Genomic DNA, 15,857 nt, shown 5'->3' on the forward strand with positions numbered 1-15,857 from the left:
AGGCGAGAGTTTTAGTAAGACCGCTGCGATTCCTCCTACTACCCAAAAACTGCGTATCTTTGATTGTGTTAACCGAGAAATTAAATGGTGCGCTGTAGCTTTGGGTAGCGTGACCGGATGGGCCCCCAGAGAGTACTTTAAATGGTGAAATTGTTGCAGGGCGCCCGCAATTTTCTGCCGTTCTACTGCCTGCCCGATACGACAGTATTGGGATAAGTGCAGCCAAATTCAGAAAACACACCCACCCCCCGCGAGGCAATTCCCGCACAGCAGACATTGGTGCAATGCGCAGCGAATGGCCGCTCTCCGCCCTTAGTGACGAATGCTGCGGGAGCATAAAAATCTCGAGCCTAGCTCTACCTTTGATGTCGCGAACGGCCCTTAGCTGCCTCTCGCCGGACACGTTGTATGCTGCAATGCGGCCCGTCGAACCTGCCGTTCGCGGCATCTGCGAAACACGCACCTAACTGAACTCACAGTGTGTGGGACAAAGCGCTCTTTCGCTGCTGTTACTCGAATGGCCGCTTTAATGTATCAGGCCGTGATCGCGGGAAGTTTTGCTCAGACCTCTTTCAAACGCTCATTAATCTCGTCGATGCGCCGCAGGCGGGTGCGCGCTGTCAACCCCGCGCGTAAAGTGGCGCGCGTGACGATTTGATGGCATAGCGACATAACTGACGCATGGTTGAACTGCGGGCTCGAGGTTTCGATGCGGCACCGGAAATGCCACTGAGCGCGATCATCAAGCTGGCTTGCATCATCAGTAATAAGCGCGACTTTTGCCCCGAGATTTTGCAATTCATCCAGCACAGAATCAGTATTTGCCATCTTGCGGCGCAGGGCGATCCAAATCACCAGGTCGTCTGGCTGCATCGCGGCAAAATGCTCGCCAAGGCTTTCGCCTGCCTGAGGGATGATTGCCGCGTCAGGAACCACCTTGACCAGTTGCCAATAGACGTACTCCGCAAAGCTGCGGCTGATACGATACCCAGCAAGCCAGACTTTGCGCGCATCTATGATCTTATCGGCTAGAGCATCCAGCTCGGTGGCATCGATGTGCCCGAATGTCCGCGCAATGTTCTGCACTTCCTCTTGCATGCTGGTAGCGAGCTGGCTTTTCCGTGGCACATTCTCTGCATGGGCTAGAAAGTGGCGCGACCCACTTTGTCGTTCTTCCCGTGCAGCGCGGCGCGCGGTTTCGTAATTGGCAAAGCCTATGCGCCTAACAAATCGGGATACCGTTGCTTTAGAAACCCCACTCAGCCGCGCCAGTTCCTGCGCATCGTAGGACGCAAGGTCGCCCGGAAAATCGAGTAGGAAGGCCCCCAATTTGCGTTCCGCGCGGTGCAGACTGGGAAAGCTGGACCGAATGCGGGCCAGAAATGTCATGTTTTCGTGAAATTCAGGTTCCATATCGCCAATCTGATGGGATGGCTCTTTTGGTGCAAGTTCAAAGCCTCCCCGATTCGGCAAAAACTCCGAAAGCCGACTTGAAGTAGCAAAAATTTCTATCCAATCAGGCGCGAAAACGGTCGATTCTTGCGAAACTGCTCAATAAACATGCAAACCAAAGTTTCTTGTACCCTAATTTTTAAAACTACAGTTTCATGCGTTGATGGAAGAGCCGCCCTTGTGGAACTGTGGTTTCACAAAGTCATCACAGGGAACCAGATAATGAAACGTAGACATCTTCTCGGCGCAACTGCTGCCACACTCGCCATGCTATCCATGCCTGTCCTCGCCGACACCGCTTGGCCTGAGCGCCCAGTGCGCATTCTGGTGTCCTTTCCTCCGGGTGGGTCCAGCGACCTGGTCGCACGGATGTTGGGCGAAAAGCTTTCGACATCACTTGGCCAACAATTTGTGGTCGAAAACAAACCCGGTGCGGCAGGCACTGTTGCTGCGTCGGCTTTGAAAGACGCAGAACCCGACGGTTACACATTCATGCTGTCCAATCTTACGCCGTTCAACGTCGCCCCAATCCGTTTTCCTGACACCCCCTACGATCCAATCGCCGATTTTGATCACATCACTTATATCGGCACTGTGCATCTTGGCCTGTTTGCGACGCCTGCCATGGGCGTCAGTGACCTTGGTGCGCTGATCGAGGCTGCAACAGCCGATCCTGGCAAGTACGAATATGGCAGCTCTGGCGTTGGGTCTTGGGGGCATATCATTGCCGAGCAGTTCCAGAACGAAACGGGGGCTGAGTTGTTTCATATCCCCTACAAAGGGTCAGGCCCGATGCGTTTGGACTTCCGCGGCGGCGTGATTCCTTCGATTTTTGATGCGGTCCCACAGAATCTGCCTGCGGTGCAAGAAGGTACGGCAATTCCACTGGCCGTTACGGCCACAAGTCGTCTGTCGTCTTTGCCGGATGTACCGACCTTTACCGAGTTGGGATATGACATCGTGGCCGAAAACTGGCTGGGCTTCAGTGCGCCAACGGGTGTTCCCGATGAGATAAAGACCAAACTGGATACGGCGCTAAGTGAGGCGATGAACCTGCCTGATGTTCAGGCTCAGTTTGACACGTGGGGTCTTGTCCGCGAGCCGAAGACAAGTGCGGAGTTCGAAACTTTTGTGAGCGATTTGCTGGCGCAATGGGAACCTCTGGTCAAGTCGGCGATGGAGTGAATGTCAAGATGAAGATTGCCGTTTTTTTTGTAGGTGAAGTGCGGGACGCTGGCTTCAATGCCAGCGCCCTTGCGGGCGCGGACGTTGCTACCGCCGAAGGATTGGCCGAGATCTCGATTATTTCAGGGGTGCGATATGATCAAGACGCGATCCGCGCACGTCTGGCCGAAGTTGTGCCGGAGGTTGATGGTCTCGTGTTTATTGGCGGTCAGGGCAATATAACAACCCCGGAGATTGCAGCGCAGTATCCCGGCAAGAAATTTGCTATCGTGCAGGGACAAAAAACAGGACCAAACCTTGCCAGCTACGATGTCCTGCAGGAAGATTCTGCCTTTCTCGCTGGTGCACTTGCCGCGCGTTTGACGCAATCGGGTACGGTCGGGCATTTGTCTGGCCATCGAGTGCCGCCCGGCCTCAAAGGTCGTGCGGCCTTTGTCGCAGGGGCTAGGCAAGCCAATCCGGATATACAAGTGCTCACCGGATTTTGTGGCACGCAGGACGACAGAACTGTCACCAAAGCTTGGGCAGCTGCGGAAATTTCAGCCGGCGCAGATATCATTTTTACGATGTTAAATGATGCGCGATCCGGTGCTATTGAAGCGTGTCGCGAAGGTCGGGCTCGCCAGATTGGCAACGCAATGGATTGGGTCGAAGTTGATCCGGAGGTCTTCATCGCGTCTGCGATTGCTCGGATTGATCTGGGAGTGAAAGGCGCCATTAAAGACATGGTTGCGGGTATCATCCCGGACACGCCTGTCCACCTTGGCTTGGCACAAGGGGATTTTGCATCCCTTTCCATGGGGGGCGATGTCCTTGATGTCCACAAGGAGTACATCGCAAAAATAGCGCAGGATATTCGGAACGGCACATGCACCGTTCCGAATACCTATGACGGACCTGAATTTCAGCCATAGGAGACTTTATGCACCGCAAAGCTTTGATTTCGCAGATCGGCCCACTCATCATGCTGGCAGCGGGGCTTGGCTTCGTTTTTGGCGCAGTGGCGACCCTTGACCTTGGCTCGTTTCGCCGGATGGGATCAGGCGCTTTTCCGCTTTTAGTTGGTGGCCTTTTGTCATTGCTGGCTGCGATCGGACTGGTCCAGAACCTACGCGCTCCCATGACGACGTCGAAGGCTGATCCAGTCGCTGTGCTGGGGGTTGTTGGGGGCGTTGGATCCTTTGCCTTTTTTACACCGTTGCTTGGGGTGCTTCCGGCCACCGCCATTGCAGTTTTCGCCATCGGATCGGCGATCCCGGGCTTTCGCTGGCCGTTTCGCATTGCTTTGGCCGTTGGGGTCGCCTGCGGCGTCTGGCTGATCTTTGTGCGCGGGCTGGGTATGCCTTTTGTCGCCATCAGGGGCCTTTGAAATGGAACTTCTTTCAAATCTTGTACTGGGGTTCAGCACCGCAACAACGCCATCCAATCTGCTTTATTGCTTTGTAGGCGTCTTTCTTGGTACCTTCATTGGTGTGCTGCCCGGCGTGGGGCCGCTGGCCGCCGTTGCGATGCTTCTGCCTGTGTCGTTTTACCTAGAGCCGACAACCGCCTTGGTGATGTTGGCCGGGGTCTATTACGGTGCGGAATACGGTGGCTCAATCGCGTCAATCCTACTAAACATTCCGGGCACACCGTCTTCATCTGTCACCTGTATCGATGGCTATCCAATGGCTCAACAGGGCCGGGCTGGAATTGCCCTTTTTGCCACGTCAGTCGCGTCCTTTTTTGGTGGCGTCTTTGGCGTGATTGTGATGGTCCTGCTCGCGCCAAGGCTGGCGGAGTTCGCCCTATTGTTCCAACCGGCCGAGTATTTCTCGGTGATGGTTTTAGGGCTGATCGCAGCATCAATTGTCAGCTCTTCTGGCGTTCTACGCGGTTTGATGATGGTGTGCCTGGGCATATTGCTTGGCACAATCGGTGTCGACGTCAACAGCGGGGACGCCCGGTTCACCGCAGGTATTCCAGAGTTGCGCGATGGGGTGTCTTTGGTTGTCGTCGCGATGGGCCTGTTTGGCATATCAGAAGTCATGGTGTCGCTGCGTGGTGCCACCCAAAGCTATGCTGGACAAAACGTGCGTGGGCGCGACATTTTTCCGACAAGAGCCGAGTGGCGACGTAGCTTTCTGCCCGCGTTGCGCGGCGCTACCATCGGATCCTTTTTTGGCACATTGCCCGGCACTGGCCAGACGGTTGCAAGCTTTGTGGGATACGCACTTGAGAAAAAGATCAGCCGCAATAAAGCGCAATTTGGCAAAGGTGCGATTGAGGGAGTCATAGTGCCGGAGTCCGCAAACAATGCAGCGGCTCAGACAGCCTTCATCCCGACCCTAACGCTGGGTATTCCAGGATCGACCACGATGGCCTTGATGCTTGGGGCGCTCATGATCCATGGGATTACGCCTGGTCCGCGCCTGATATCTGATCATCCTGACTTGTTCTGGGGTTTGGTCGTAAGCTTCCTCTTTGGAAACTTTTTCCTACTGGTTCTTAATATTCCTCTGATAGGTCTGTGGGTGCGCCTGCTGCGCGTGCCACACTATTATCTATACCCGACCGTAATCATGATGATCTGTGTTGGGGTCTACGGAATTTCGAATTCGCTGACTGATGTTTGGGCAACGCTTGCCTTTGGCCTCATTGGTTACGTCCTGCGTCTCTTTCGCTTCGAACCTGCTCCAATGTTGATTGGTTTTGTTCTTGGGCCAATGATGGAGGAATTTTTCCGTCGCGCTATGCTGCTCTCGCGTGGTGATCCGATGGTTTTTCTTGAACGTCCCGGCAGCGCTGCATTGCTTGGTATCGGGGCCCTTTTGCTTTGTGCGTCCGCATTGCCGTTAAAAAGAATCTTGCGATGGCTGGTGCCTCACACATAAAGTAAAGACAAAAACACTCCATTCGGCACTGTCAGAAGAAACTGACTTGAACAGTGTAGGGCGGTTTCGTAGCGTTTGCGGATGACAAAACCTTCGCCATTTCGCTACTTCAAGACGTCTCCTGAAATCATCCGCCTTGCAGTGATGATGTATGACCGGTTTCCACTGTCGCTCCGGAATGTGGAGGATTTGCTGCATGAACGCGGCATCGACATCAGCCACGAGGGCACTGTCAGAGGAAAAATAATTACTTGCCCAAACGAAAATTTGGCAATTTGCTGCCATTGATTTCTCACGGGTTTTTCGGATCGGATCAATCGAATCTGCACCGCTTCAAGTGTTCAGAGTTTTCCTCTGACAGTGCCAGCGAATGTCCTGTTCCCGCCCTTATGGTAGAAATGTGAGGGGTGCAGCAATCGGACCACTTCACTCGCGTATCACGGCCGCGAACGGCCCGGAGCAGACCTTCGCCGAGGAGCTCGTCGCCGCGATGCAGATTTCCCAGACCGGACAATCGCAAACGCATGCAGCATTTGCGGGAGCCGATGACATCTATGTCAGGGCGGAGTTCAAATCATTGCAGGCCAAAAAAGCGACCTTTCGATCGGCAATTCAGAACTCTATTGGTGTAGACTTGCAGCCTTAAAAATCACGTCGGGTGTTCTTCGACCTCCTAAAGCCCATTCAATCGGCTTAGTGCTTTCTGCACCGATGGGGTGGGAAGGTCGAAATAGTCTGAAGTCCCCGCATATCCATCGCCGCCCATGCGGCCAAGCGCATCAAGCTTTTCATGGTCTGAATGATAATTTGCAGGATTAATAATATCCTCGCGGATATGCGCTCTGACGATGCGCCCAAGTATGATCTCGCGGGCAGAGCTTACTGCAATGCCAAGGTAGCGTTCACACTCGAACGCAACCGGCGCCTCGGCGATGCGCGGGCAGGCAACCCTTTCGCCAGGCGCGGCTGTCAGCCCTGCCAACTCCAGTTCGTCTATTTCTGGCGCAACACCTGCTGCCGTCACTGCCATCGCCTCGACATTGGCGCGGTCAACAATATTCACAGTAAAACATTCGGTCATTCGTATGTTGTAGGCAGTGTCTTTTAAGCTGCGATCCGGTTTGTTCTCAACGCCAAGCGCAAGGATCGGTGGATCGGCCGAAAGGCAGTTGAAAAACGAATAGGGCGCGGCATTGACGACCCCGTCTGGCGATACCGTCGTAACCCAGGCGATGGGCCGAGGAACGATGGTTCCGATCATAATTTTATATGCATCGCGCGGGGACAACTCTGCGAAATCAAAGGCGTGATAACCGTCTTTCAATGTCATTGGGCCAGCTCCTCCCCATAGCGGGACAGAATGGATTGGATACTATCTTCATTGACAGAAAACTCGGCTCGATCCGCCACCGCAGTCAGGTGATGCTCCATAATGTCGCTTGAGCGTTTTTCATCACCTACGCGGATTGCCTCGATAATCTGGCTGTGTTCATCGACCGCGCAGTCAGACGAATGGTTGCGCGCATAGAGTGACATGATGAGCGAACACCGTAGAACTACCTCGGACACATAGCGGGTCAACAGAGTGTTCCCGGTCAGATCGGCCAATAGAATATGAAATTCGCCCGACAGGCGGATTGATACAGGGCCATCTTTGCCTTTGACCGACTTCTCCTGCCGCATGTGCGCCTCGAGCCTATCATAGCCATTCTCGGGCATACGATGGCATAAAAGCCTTATAACCTCTCTTTCGAGGCAACGGCGGAGCTCAAATACATGCTGTGCTTCCTGCCGGGAAGGTTCAGCAACAAAAGCGCCCCTGTTGCGGCGCGACACAACCAGTCCCTCGTTCTCCAGCCGGACAAGCGCGTGGCGCACGATGGTGCGCGACACCCCGAATTTTTCTCCCACCGTATCTTCTGGCAATCGCATCCCCGGCTTCAGGGCCTGTTCAATGATCGCCTTGCGGAGCAGGTCATATACCGCGTCGGTCAGGGTGCTTTTTGTATCACTCATTATCAGGTCTGCCTATCTAATTTGCACAATTCATATCGCATACAGTTTTTATAGTCAATCGGATACAATTTACTTGCTTGCTGACATTTGATGTGCAAGCGATGAGCATCGAATACAATTTCTCCGATTATTAAATACAATCTCAATGGATGGGGACAAGATTATGAAAATGAGAAATCTATTGCTCGTAACGGCGGCAATTGCCGCATTTGCAGGCACTGCTCACGCAGAGAACGTTCTGAAGTGGGGCGCAAAACGCGACATCGGTTCGCTCGACCCGTATTCCTTTGGCGACAGTTTCACCATCAACGTGCTTAACCACGTTTACGAGGGGCTGGTACGCTACAACAAGGATCTCAAGATCGAACCGGCGCTGGCAGAAAGCTGGGAAGTTCTGGAAGACCAAATCACATGGCGCTTCAAGCTGCGCGAGGGTGTGACGTTTCACAACGGCAACCCTTTCACCGCCGCAGATGTGGTCGCTTCACTGACGCGGGTGAGCGACGAGACCTCGCCGCTCAAAGGCAACCTTCCCGCCTATGTCAGCTCGAAAGTCGTCGATGACTTTACCGTGGATATCACGCTGAACGGCACCTATCCGCTGCTGCTCAACGATCTGACAAATATCCATATGTTCGACGAAGAATGGATGGCAGAGCATGACGCGCTGAAGCCCACCGACGTGGGTGCAGGCACCGAAGGGTATGCCACCTACAACGCCAATGGCACCGGACCGTTTGTCGTTGAGAGCCGCCAGCCGGACGCGAAGACCGTCTTTGTTGTAAACCCCGACTGGTGGGACGAGCCCCAGCACAACCTTGATCGGATCGAACTGACCCCGGTGAATTCCGCCCCAACCCGCGTAGCGGCACTGCTCTCGGGCGAGATCAGCTTCACCGAAGATGCTCCGGTACAAGATCTACCGCGCCTTGCCAGCGCGCCGAATGTTGAAGTTCTGGAAGGTGTCGATCTACGCACGGTGATGATCGGCTTTCCCTTCCGGGACACGCTGACGACCGGCGAGATCAATCCGTTCGCCCAGAAGTCTGCGCGTGAAGCACTCTACAAGGCGATTGACCTCGACCTGATCCAGCAAAGGGTGATGCGGGGCAAATCCCGTATTGCCGGTGCTGTCATCGCCCCGGCGATCCCGGGCTATACCGATGCGCTCGATACGCTTCCGGGGTTCGATCCTGACGCGTCACGCGCCCTGCTGGCCGAAGCAGGTGTGCCCGAAGGGCTGGAGTTCGAGTTCAACTGCCTCAGTGATGGATTGGTGAACGAAGAACAGTTCTGTCAGGCCATCGCCTCCATGTGGAGCCGGATCGGCCTGTCACCGCAGCTCAGCGTGGCGCCGCGCGCCGTGCAATCGCCCAAGCGGACAAACGGTCAGACTGACATCTACACCCTTGGCTGGGCCACCCTGCCGCTGCTGGACAGCTATTCACCCCTTTTGCAGATATTCCACTCCAAGGAGGGCAATGCAGGTGTTTTCAACTGGGGCGGCTGGTCCTATCCGGAGCTCGACATGCTGATCCAGGCCGCGGGGAGCGAGCTTGATCTCGAGGCGCGGCTCGCTCTGCAAACTGAGGCGCTGCAAATCGTCAAGGATGAGATGGTCATGATCCCGCTGCATCAGCAACCAATGGCCTGGGCCATCACGGACGACGTCGCGGAGATGCCGCTCTTCCCCGATGCCAAGCCCCGCCTGTGGTTTGCGCGCATGGCGTCGGACTCCTGACCCCGCAGGCCGGACCGCCCTCAGGTCGGTCCGGCTCACCAAAATGGCACCCTCATACGGAAGTCTCAAATGATAGCTTTTTTGCTCAAACGCACGGCCAATGCTCTGTTTGTCATGCTCGCTGTGGCGCTGCTGGCATTCGTGATCTTCCGCTTTTTTGGCGATCCGGTTGAGATGATGGTGAATGAACAGGCGACACAGGCCGACCGGATAGAGCTGCGCGAGCGGCTTGGCCTGAACGACAGCTTCGTCACGCAATATACCCGATTTGTCACCAATGCCGCGCAGGGCGATTTCGGGATCTCCTACCGCAACCAGCAAGATGTCATGGTGCTGATCAAGGAACGCTTTCCCGCCACGCTTGAACTGGTCTTGGTGGCGACGGTGATATCCCTTGTCGTTGGTATTCCGGCCGGTGTGATCACGGCAGTCTACCGGGAAACGCGTTTGGCCAACATGCTTCAACTGGGGTCGATTGTCGGAGTATCGTTGCCCAGCTTCGTTGTGGGCATCCTGCTTATTCTCGCATTTTCGGTCTCTCTCGGCTGGTTGCCTGCGTTCGGACGCGGCGAGACGGTGCAGATCGGCTGGTGGTCCACCGGCCTGCTGACACCCTCCGGTAGGGCGGCCCTGATCCTGCCTGCGATATCCTTGTCAACTTTTCAGGTCACCTTGGTGATGCGGCTGGTACGGGCCGAGATGCTGGAGACGTTGCGCGCCGATTACATCAAATTTGCCCGCGCGCGCGGTGTGCCAAAGGCGCGGGTGCAGTGGCGCCATGCCCTGCGCAACTGCCTGATGCCGGTCATCACCTTGACAGGCATGCAGATCGGCAACCTGATCGCCTTCGCTCTGGTGACCGAAACGGTCTTTCAGTGGCCCGGCATGGGGATGCTCTTCATTCAGGCTGTGACGTTTGTCGATATTCCGGTGATGGCCGCCTATTTGATGATCGTGTCGTTGATTTTCGTGACCCTGAATACCTTTGTCGACATCACCTACGCATGGGTTGACCCGCGCCTGCGCGATGACACGGCCCGTTCAAATGACTGATCCGGAGAACGTTATGAACAAGACTGATCAAGTTCCAACCGGTGCGCTGCAGCCGCCGGTGCGCCCTTCGCGGCTTGCGCGCTTGCGCGAGAGCGACTTGTCACATTCCTTTCGCTCGCATCCTTCGGCGATCTTCGCCACAGCCCTTCTGGCACTGGTCGCCATCACCGCTTTTGCGGCGCCTTTGATCACACCGCAGAACCCTTATGACCTCTCCGCGCTCCTGCTCTGGAACTCCGAGATTCCACCGATCTGGAACGCGGAAGGCCATTGGCCCTATCTGCTTGGCACAGATACGCAAGGCCGCGACATCCTGTCGGCGGTGCTGTACGGCTCGCGCATCTCGCTGATCATTGGTTTTGCCTCGGTCATTTTGGCACTTGTCATAGGGCTCACGCTCGGGTTGATCGCAGGATATTTCGGCGGCTGGATCGACAATGTGATCATGCGGGTAGGTGACGTGCTGCTGTCGATGCCCTTCATCCTGATCGCCATTCTGATCACGGCCATCGCCACAGCGTCCCTGCCAACCGGGTTAAAGGGGGTGTTGGCCGCGCCAATCCTGATCTTTGCCATCGCTGTGCCCTCTTGGGTGCAGTATGCCCGCACCGTGCGCGCCTCTGCGATGGTCGAGGCCAGAAAAGAATACGTACATGCGGCCCGACTGATCCGGGTCCGGCCATGGCGCATCATGCTGCAACATATCCTCCCGAACTGCCTTACCCCGATCATGGTGGCCGCGACCCTGAACTTTGGCCTCGCGATCCTGTCGGAGGCGACGCTGTCGTTCCTCGGTGTGGGGATGCCCCCGGACCAGCCCAGCCTTGGAACGTTGATCCGTATCGGGAACCAGTATCTGTTTTCTGGCCTGTGGTGGATCGTCGTGTTCCCCTCCATCCAGCTTTGCCTGATCGTCCTGTCCGTCAACATGATCGGTGACTGGCTGCGCGATGCCCTCAACCCCAAATTACGGTGAATAGAATGACCTCCAAAACACTGAAAAACGTGCGACCCATGGGCGCCCCGGCGACGGATCTTCATATCGTCGAGGGCAGGTTCAGCACAGCGGCCGCAGAAGGCGCAGAAGTGATTGACTGCGGTGGCCGCATTCTGATCCCCGGCCTGATTGAAGCGCATACACATCTTGATAAATCCCTGCTTGGCCTGCCATGGTATCGCAACGAAGTGGGGCCACGCCTGATCGACAAGATCAACAACGAGCGCAAGGTGAAGGTCTCGCTGGGTCTCGACCCGCGTGTGCAAAGCGAGCGGCATGCGATCCTTGCCATTTCCAAGGGATGTACCCACATCCGCAGCCATGTCGACGTGGACACCCATCACAGGCTTGCCGGTGTCGAGGGCGTGATGGCCACCCGCGAAAAACTGGCGGGACTTATCGACATCGAGATCGTCGCTTTCCCGCAGTCGGGCATGATGACCCGTCCGGGCACGGCCGAGTTGATGGACGAAGCGCTTGCGATGGGTGCTGAACTGGTGGGTGGCATTGATCCCTGCGGTATGGAGCATGACCCCAAGGGCCACCTCGACACTGTTTTCGCGCTGGCGGAAAAGCACGGCAAGCCCGTCGACATCCACCTGCACGAACAAGATGCGTTGGGGTGGTTCTCCATGGAGGAGATCATCGACCGGACCGTGGCGCTGGGGATGCAGGGCAAGGTCGCGATCAGCCATGCCTTCTGCCTCGGGGCAGTGGACCGCGCCTATGTGGCGAGGCTGCACGAGAAGCTTGCCGAAAACCGCATTCATATCCTGACGACGGCACCTGCCTCTGCGCCAGTGCCATTGGTAAAGGAGTTGCACGCACATGGCATCCTGACCGGCGCTGGGTGTGATGGTATCCGCGACACTTGGGGCCCTTACGGCAACTCGGATATGCTGGAGAAGGCCATGCACATCGGCATGCGCAACAACCTGCGCCGCGATGACGAGGTTGAGCTGGCGTTGGAAATATGCACCAGTGGCGGTGCCGCGATCATGGAGATCGAGGGCTATGGGCTGGACGTCGGATGTCGCGCGGATTGCGTGCTAGTCGAGGGTGAAACATTGGCCGAGGCGGTGGTCACGCATGCCCCGCGCAAACTGGTGTTCAAGTCCGGCGAGATCACCGCTCGTGACGGCACCTGCGTGATCGAGGCACCCTGATGTCAGACAGGACACTTCTGACTGCCCGCTGGGTGATCGGCCATGAGGACGGCTGTCAGGTCGTTTACGAAAACGGTGTGGTGGTTCTTGAGGGGGCATGCGTGCTCTATGTTGGTGCCACTTTCATGGGTGAAGTCGCAAAGCGCATCGACTATGGTCAGGCCATCATCTCGCCCGGTTTCATAGACCTCGATGCGCTCTCGGATCTCGACACGACGATCCTCGGCTATGATAATAGCCCTGCATGGAAAAAAGGCCGTGTCTGGCCTGAAACCTATGTGGCCCGCGGTCCCTACGAGATGTATGCGCCAGAAGAACTCGCCTTCCAGAAGCGCCACGCCTTCGCCCAGCTGATCCGCAACGGGATCACCACAGCGCTTCCAATCGCCTCGCTGTTCTACCGCGCTTGGGGCGAGACGGTGGCGGAATTTGACGCCGCCGCACAGGCCGCGCAAGACCTTGGGCTGCGTGTCTACCTCGGGCCCACCTATCGTACTGGCGGGCAGGTCACAGATGGCACCGGCAACATCCGCGCGGTCTATGACGAGGAACGCGGGTTGGAAGGGCTCGACCAAGCCGCCGATTTCGCGGGCCGGATCGAGGAGACGGCGGGAGGTCTTGTCCGCGCCATGTTCGCACCCGACCGCATCGAGACCTGCACGCAGGCGCTGCTGCGCCGCACGGCACAGATCGCCAGCGACATGGGTGTTCCCGTACGCCAGCATTGCAGCCAGTCACCCACCGAAGTGAGGCTGGTGCGCGAACAACACGGCTGCGCCCCGATTGAATGGCTGGACCGGATCGGCGCGCTTCGGTCCAACTGGCTGTTGCCCCATGGCACAGAAGCAACGGTTGCGGAATTTGATCTTATCGCAAAAGCTGGTGCGACACTGGTACACTGCCCACTGGTGTCCGCGCGCCACGGCGGGATCCTGAAATCGTTCCGAAAATGCCGCACGAAAGGGATCAATATCGGGCTTGGCACGGATACCCATCCGGCTGACATGATCCTGAACATGCAGATAGGCATGATGACCGCGCGGCTGGCTGATGGCATGGATTCGGTCCGGTCCGAGCAGATGTTCGACGCAGCGACGCTAGGTGGCGCGCAGGCCTTGAACCGCAGCGATCTGGGGCGGCTTGCGCCGGGTGCAAAAGCCGACATCGCCGTCATTGATCTGCGCACCAGCTTGCAAACCACTGATCCGGTACAGACGCTCATGACATCATCGTCGGGGCGCGACGTGCGCGATGTCTGGATCCACGGGCGTCATGTGATGAAGGATGGCGTCATTCCCGGCGTGGACGCGGGCAAGGACGCCTCGCGCGCCCAAGCGCAATTCGACGGATTGATCTCGAAGTATCCCGATCGCACCACCGGTCATCCTCCGGTGTCAGAGATCTTCACACCCAGCTACAGGAGGGCAGCACCATGAGTGACGTGGTTCTTGACGTGCGCAATCTAAGTGTCGAATTCCCCACGCGAAAGGGCGTGTTGACCGCGGTTGACGATATTTCGTTACAGATCCGGCGGGGCGAAATTTTGGGCATGGTCGGTGAATCGGGCGCGGGCAAATCCATGACCGGCATGGCCATTCTGGGCCTGCTCGAGCCGCCCGGCCGGATCGCGGCAGGGTCCATCCACCTGTCCGGTGACCGGATCGACAATCTTGACGACCGCGCCATGCAGTCGGTTCGGGGCCGCCGGATCGGTGCGATTTTTCAGGACCCGCTCACCTCGCTGAATCCGCTGTTCCGTGTCGGCGACCAGTTGAGCGAGACAATCCGCCTTCATACCAACCTTGATAAGGGACAGGCGCGCGCGCGGGCAAAAGAGCTGATGCGCGAGGTCGGCATACCGGCTGTCGAAGAGCGGATCGACAGCTACCCGCACCAGTTCTCCGGCGGCATGCGGCAACGCATCGTGATTGCTCTTGCCCTTTGCGCCGAACCTGAACTCATCGTGGCGGACGAACCTACTACCGCGCTGGATGTCTCGATACAGGCGCAGATCACAGCGCTTCTCAAGCGGCTGTGCCGTGAACGCGGGACGGCGGTACTGCTGGTGACGCATGATATGGGCGTTATCGCCGAAACTGCTGACCGGGTCGCAGTAATGTACGCGGGTAGGCTGGCCGAGGTGGGTGAGGTCGACGACGTCATCCGCCGCCCGCAACACCCCTATACCACAGGTCTGATGGGCTCGATCCCGTCGTTGCGCAAAGACGTGGAGGAATTGCAGATGATCCCCGGATCAATGCCGCGTCTGGACGCTATCCCCACTGGCTGCGCCTTCAACCCGCGCTGCGCATTTGCCGGACAAAAATGTCGCACCGAAGTGCCGCAGATTGGCTCCGTTCAGAGTGGTGCGGCCTGCTGGCTCGCCATTGAAGGAGAAGTCGCATGAAGATACGCCCTCAAGCTATCCTTGAAGTCGACGCGCTGGAGCGCAGTTTCGATGTCTCCGCGCCCTGGCTCAACAGGGTGATTGAACGCAAGCCACGCCGGACCCTGCGCGCCGTGGACGGTGTCGATTTTGTGATCCAGCGGGGTCAGACGCTCGCGCTGGTCGGAGAATCCGGCTGTGGCAAAAGCACCATCGCAAAGCTTGTGACAGGTTTGCTGCCGCCTTCAGGCGGCAGTATACGCTTTCACGGCGACCGCGACCGCCTCCAAATGATTTTTCAGGACCCTTTCGCCAGTCTCAACCCGCGCTGGCGGGTTGGCCGGATCATTGCGGAACCTTTGCGGACATTGCGCCCCGACACCCCTTCAGAACAGGTGTCTGTGCGTGTCGACGAGTTGTTGCTCACAGTCGGCCTTTCCCCGTCTGACGGGCTGAAGTTTCCGCATGAATTCTCGGGAGGGCAGCGACAGCGGATTTCCATTGCGCGTGCCCTCGCGGGCGACCCGGAGTTTCTTGTCTGCGACGAGCCGACATCGGCGCTCGACGTCTCGGTGCAAGCGCAGGTTTTGAACCTCATGAAAAAGCTGCAAAAAGAAATGGATCTGACCTATCTTTTTATCAGCCATGACCTGAGTGTGGTGCGTCACATGGCTGATGTGATCGCGGTGATGTATCTGGGGCGTATTGTCGAGATTCAACCAGGCGCTGATCTGTTTGCAAATCCGCTACATCCTTATACGCGACTGCTGCTTGAAACGATTCCAGATCTTGAAGCGCCCAAACGCGATCGTAGCCCGATGGGTGGCGAAGTCCCATCACCTGTGTCACCGCCCTCGGGGTGCAGCTTTCACCCGCGCTGCCCGCTCGCTTTTGATCGCTGCAAGAAAGAGCGCCCCCAGCGTCGGACCCAAGTGCATAATCGGCGCGTAGCCTGCTTTGCCGCTGAAAAATACTGAGGATAAAAAAC

At 57.0% G+C, this 15,857-nt stretch carries 14 protein-coding genes and 1 pseudogene; 12 read left to right on the forward strand and 3 right to left on the reverse strand.

Annotated features, from left to right (window positions below; all coding sequences use genetic code 11):
- Positions 1-561 precede the first annotated feature (561 nt).
- Positions 562-1,413 (reverse strand): MurR/RpiR family transcriptional regulator, encoded by an 852-nt coding sequence (locus AB9F29_RS12885; RefSeq protein WP_369755959.1) that lies wholly within the window; start codon positions 1,411-1,413, stop codon positions 562-564.
- Positions 1,414-1,674: 261 nt separating this feature from the next.
- Here AB9F29_RS12885 and AB9F29_RS12890 point away from each other — a divergent pair, with 261 nt between their 5' ends.
- From AB9F29_RS12890 to AB9F29_RS12910, 5 genes and pseudogenes are all read left to right on the forward strand, one after another.
- Positions 1,675-2,637: a Bug family tripartite tricarboxylate transporter substrate binding protein gene (locus tag AB9F29_RS12890; RefSeq protein ID WP_369755960.1), complete on the forward strand. Its 963-nt coding sequence runs from the start codon at positions 1,675-1,677 to the stop codon at positions 2,635-2,637.
- Between the two features lie 8 nt (positions 2,638-2,645).
- Positions 2,646-3,551 (forward strand): BMP family protein, encoded by a 906-nt coding sequence (locus AB9F29_RS12895; RefSeq protein ID WP_369755961.1) that lies wholly within the window; start codon positions 2,646-2,648, stop codon positions 3,549-3,551.
- 8 nt (positions 3,552-3,559) lie between these two features.
- Positions 3,560-4,006, forward strand: a complete 447-nt coding sequence (locus tag AB9F29_RS12900; protein ID WP_369755962.1) for a tripartite tricarboxylate transporter TctB family protein — start codon at positions 3,560-3,562, stop codon at positions 4,004-4,006.
- Position 4,007: 1 nt separating this feature from the next.
- Positions 4,008-5,510: a tripartite tricarboxylate transporter permease gene (locus AB9F29_RS12905; protein ID WP_369755963.1), complete on the forward strand. Its 1,503-nt coding sequence runs from the start codon at positions 4,008-4,010 to the stop codon at positions 5,508-5,510.
- Between the two features lie 81 nt (positions 5,511-5,591).
- Positions 5,592-5,747 (forward strand): annotated as a pseudogene (locus AB9F29_RS12910) (IS6 family transposase); the annotation flags it as partial.
- A 436-nt stretch (positions 5,748-6,183) separates the two neighbouring features.
- Here the strand turns inward: AB9F29_RS12910 and AB9F29_RS12915 are convergent.
- Together AB9F29_RS12915 and AB9F29_RS12920 are read right to left on the reverse strand one after the other, a co-directional pair.
- Positions 6,184-6,840 carry a flavin reductase family protein gene (locus AB9F29_RS12915; RefSeq protein WP_369755964.1) on the reverse strand — a complete coding sequence of 219 codons (657 nt, stop codon included), beginning with the start codon at positions 6,838-6,840 and terminating at the stop codon, positions 6,184-6,186.
- The gene (locus tag AB9F29_RS12920; RefSeq protein WP_369755965.1) at positions 6,837-7,526 is read right to left on the reverse strand and encodes a GntR family transcriptional regulator; all 690 of its coding nucleotides are present in this window, start codon (positions 7,524-7,526) and stop codon (positions 6,837-6,839) included. The genes AB9F29_RS12915 and AB9F29_RS12920 overlap by 4 nt, the downstream gene beginning before the upstream one ends.
- A gap of 163 nt (positions 7,527-7,689) precedes the next feature.
- Between AB9F29_RS12920 and AB9F29_RS12925 the strand changes: the two genes are divergently transcribed.
- From AB9F29_RS12925 to AB9F29_RS12955, 7 genes are all read left to right on the forward strand, one after another.
- A complete protein-coding gene (locus AB9F29_RS12925) occupies positions 7,690-9,267 on the forward strand; it encodes an ABC transporter substrate-binding protein (RefSeq protein ID WP_369755966.1) in 1,578 nt (525 codons plus the stop codon).
- A gap of 69 nt (positions 9,268-9,336) precedes the next feature.
- Positions 9,337-10,320, forward strand: a complete 984-nt coding sequence (locus AB9F29_RS12930; RefSeq protein ID WP_369755967.1) for an ABC transporter permease — start codon at positions 9,337-9,339, stop codon at positions 10,318-10,320.
- A 13-nt stretch (positions 10,321-10,333) separates the two neighbouring features.
- Positions 10,334-11,296, forward strand: coding sequence for an ABC transporter permease (locus AB9F29_RS12935; RefSeq protein WP_369755968.1), 963 nt, complete (start codon positions 10,334-10,336; stop codon positions 11,294-11,296).
- A gap of 5 nt (positions 11,297-11,301) precedes the next feature.
- Positions 11,302-12,483, forward strand: a complete 1,182-nt coding sequence (locus tag AB9F29_RS12940; RefSeq protein WP_369755969.1) for an amidohydrolase family protein — start codon at positions 11,302-11,304, stop codon at positions 12,481-12,483.
- Positions 12,483-13,919 carry a chlorohydrolase family protein gene (locus tag AB9F29_RS12945; protein ID WP_369755970.1) on the forward strand — a complete coding sequence of 479 codons (1,437 nt, stop codon included), beginning with the start codon at positions 12,483-12,485 and terminating at the stop codon, positions 13,917-13,919. The genes AB9F29_RS12940 and AB9F29_RS12945 overlap by 1 nt, the downstream gene beginning before the upstream one ends.
- Complete coding sequence (locus AB9F29_RS12950; RefSeq protein WP_369755971.1) at positions 13,916-14,890, forward strand: ABC transporter ATP-binding protein; 975 nt, start codon at positions 13,916-13,918, stop codon at positions 14,888-14,890. The genes AB9F29_RS12945 and AB9F29_RS12950 overlap by 4 nt, the downstream gene beginning before the upstream one ends.
- Positions 14,887-15,846 carry an ABC transporter ATP-binding protein gene (locus tag AB9F29_RS12955; protein WP_369755972.1) on the forward strand — a complete coding sequence of 320 codons (960 nt, stop codon included), beginning with the start codon at positions 14,887-14,889 and terminating at the stop codon, positions 15,844-15,846. The genes AB9F29_RS12950 and AB9F29_RS12955 overlap by 4 nt, the downstream gene beginning before the upstream one ends.
- Positions 15,847-15,857: the final 11 nt, after the last annotated feature.

This window comes from Falsihalocynthiibacter sp. S25ZX9, assembly GCF_041205405.1.
Classification (GTDB): Bacteria; Pseudomonadota; Alphaproteobacteria; order Rhodobacterales; family Rhodobacteraceae; genus Falsihalocynthiibacter; species Falsihalocynthiibacter arcticus.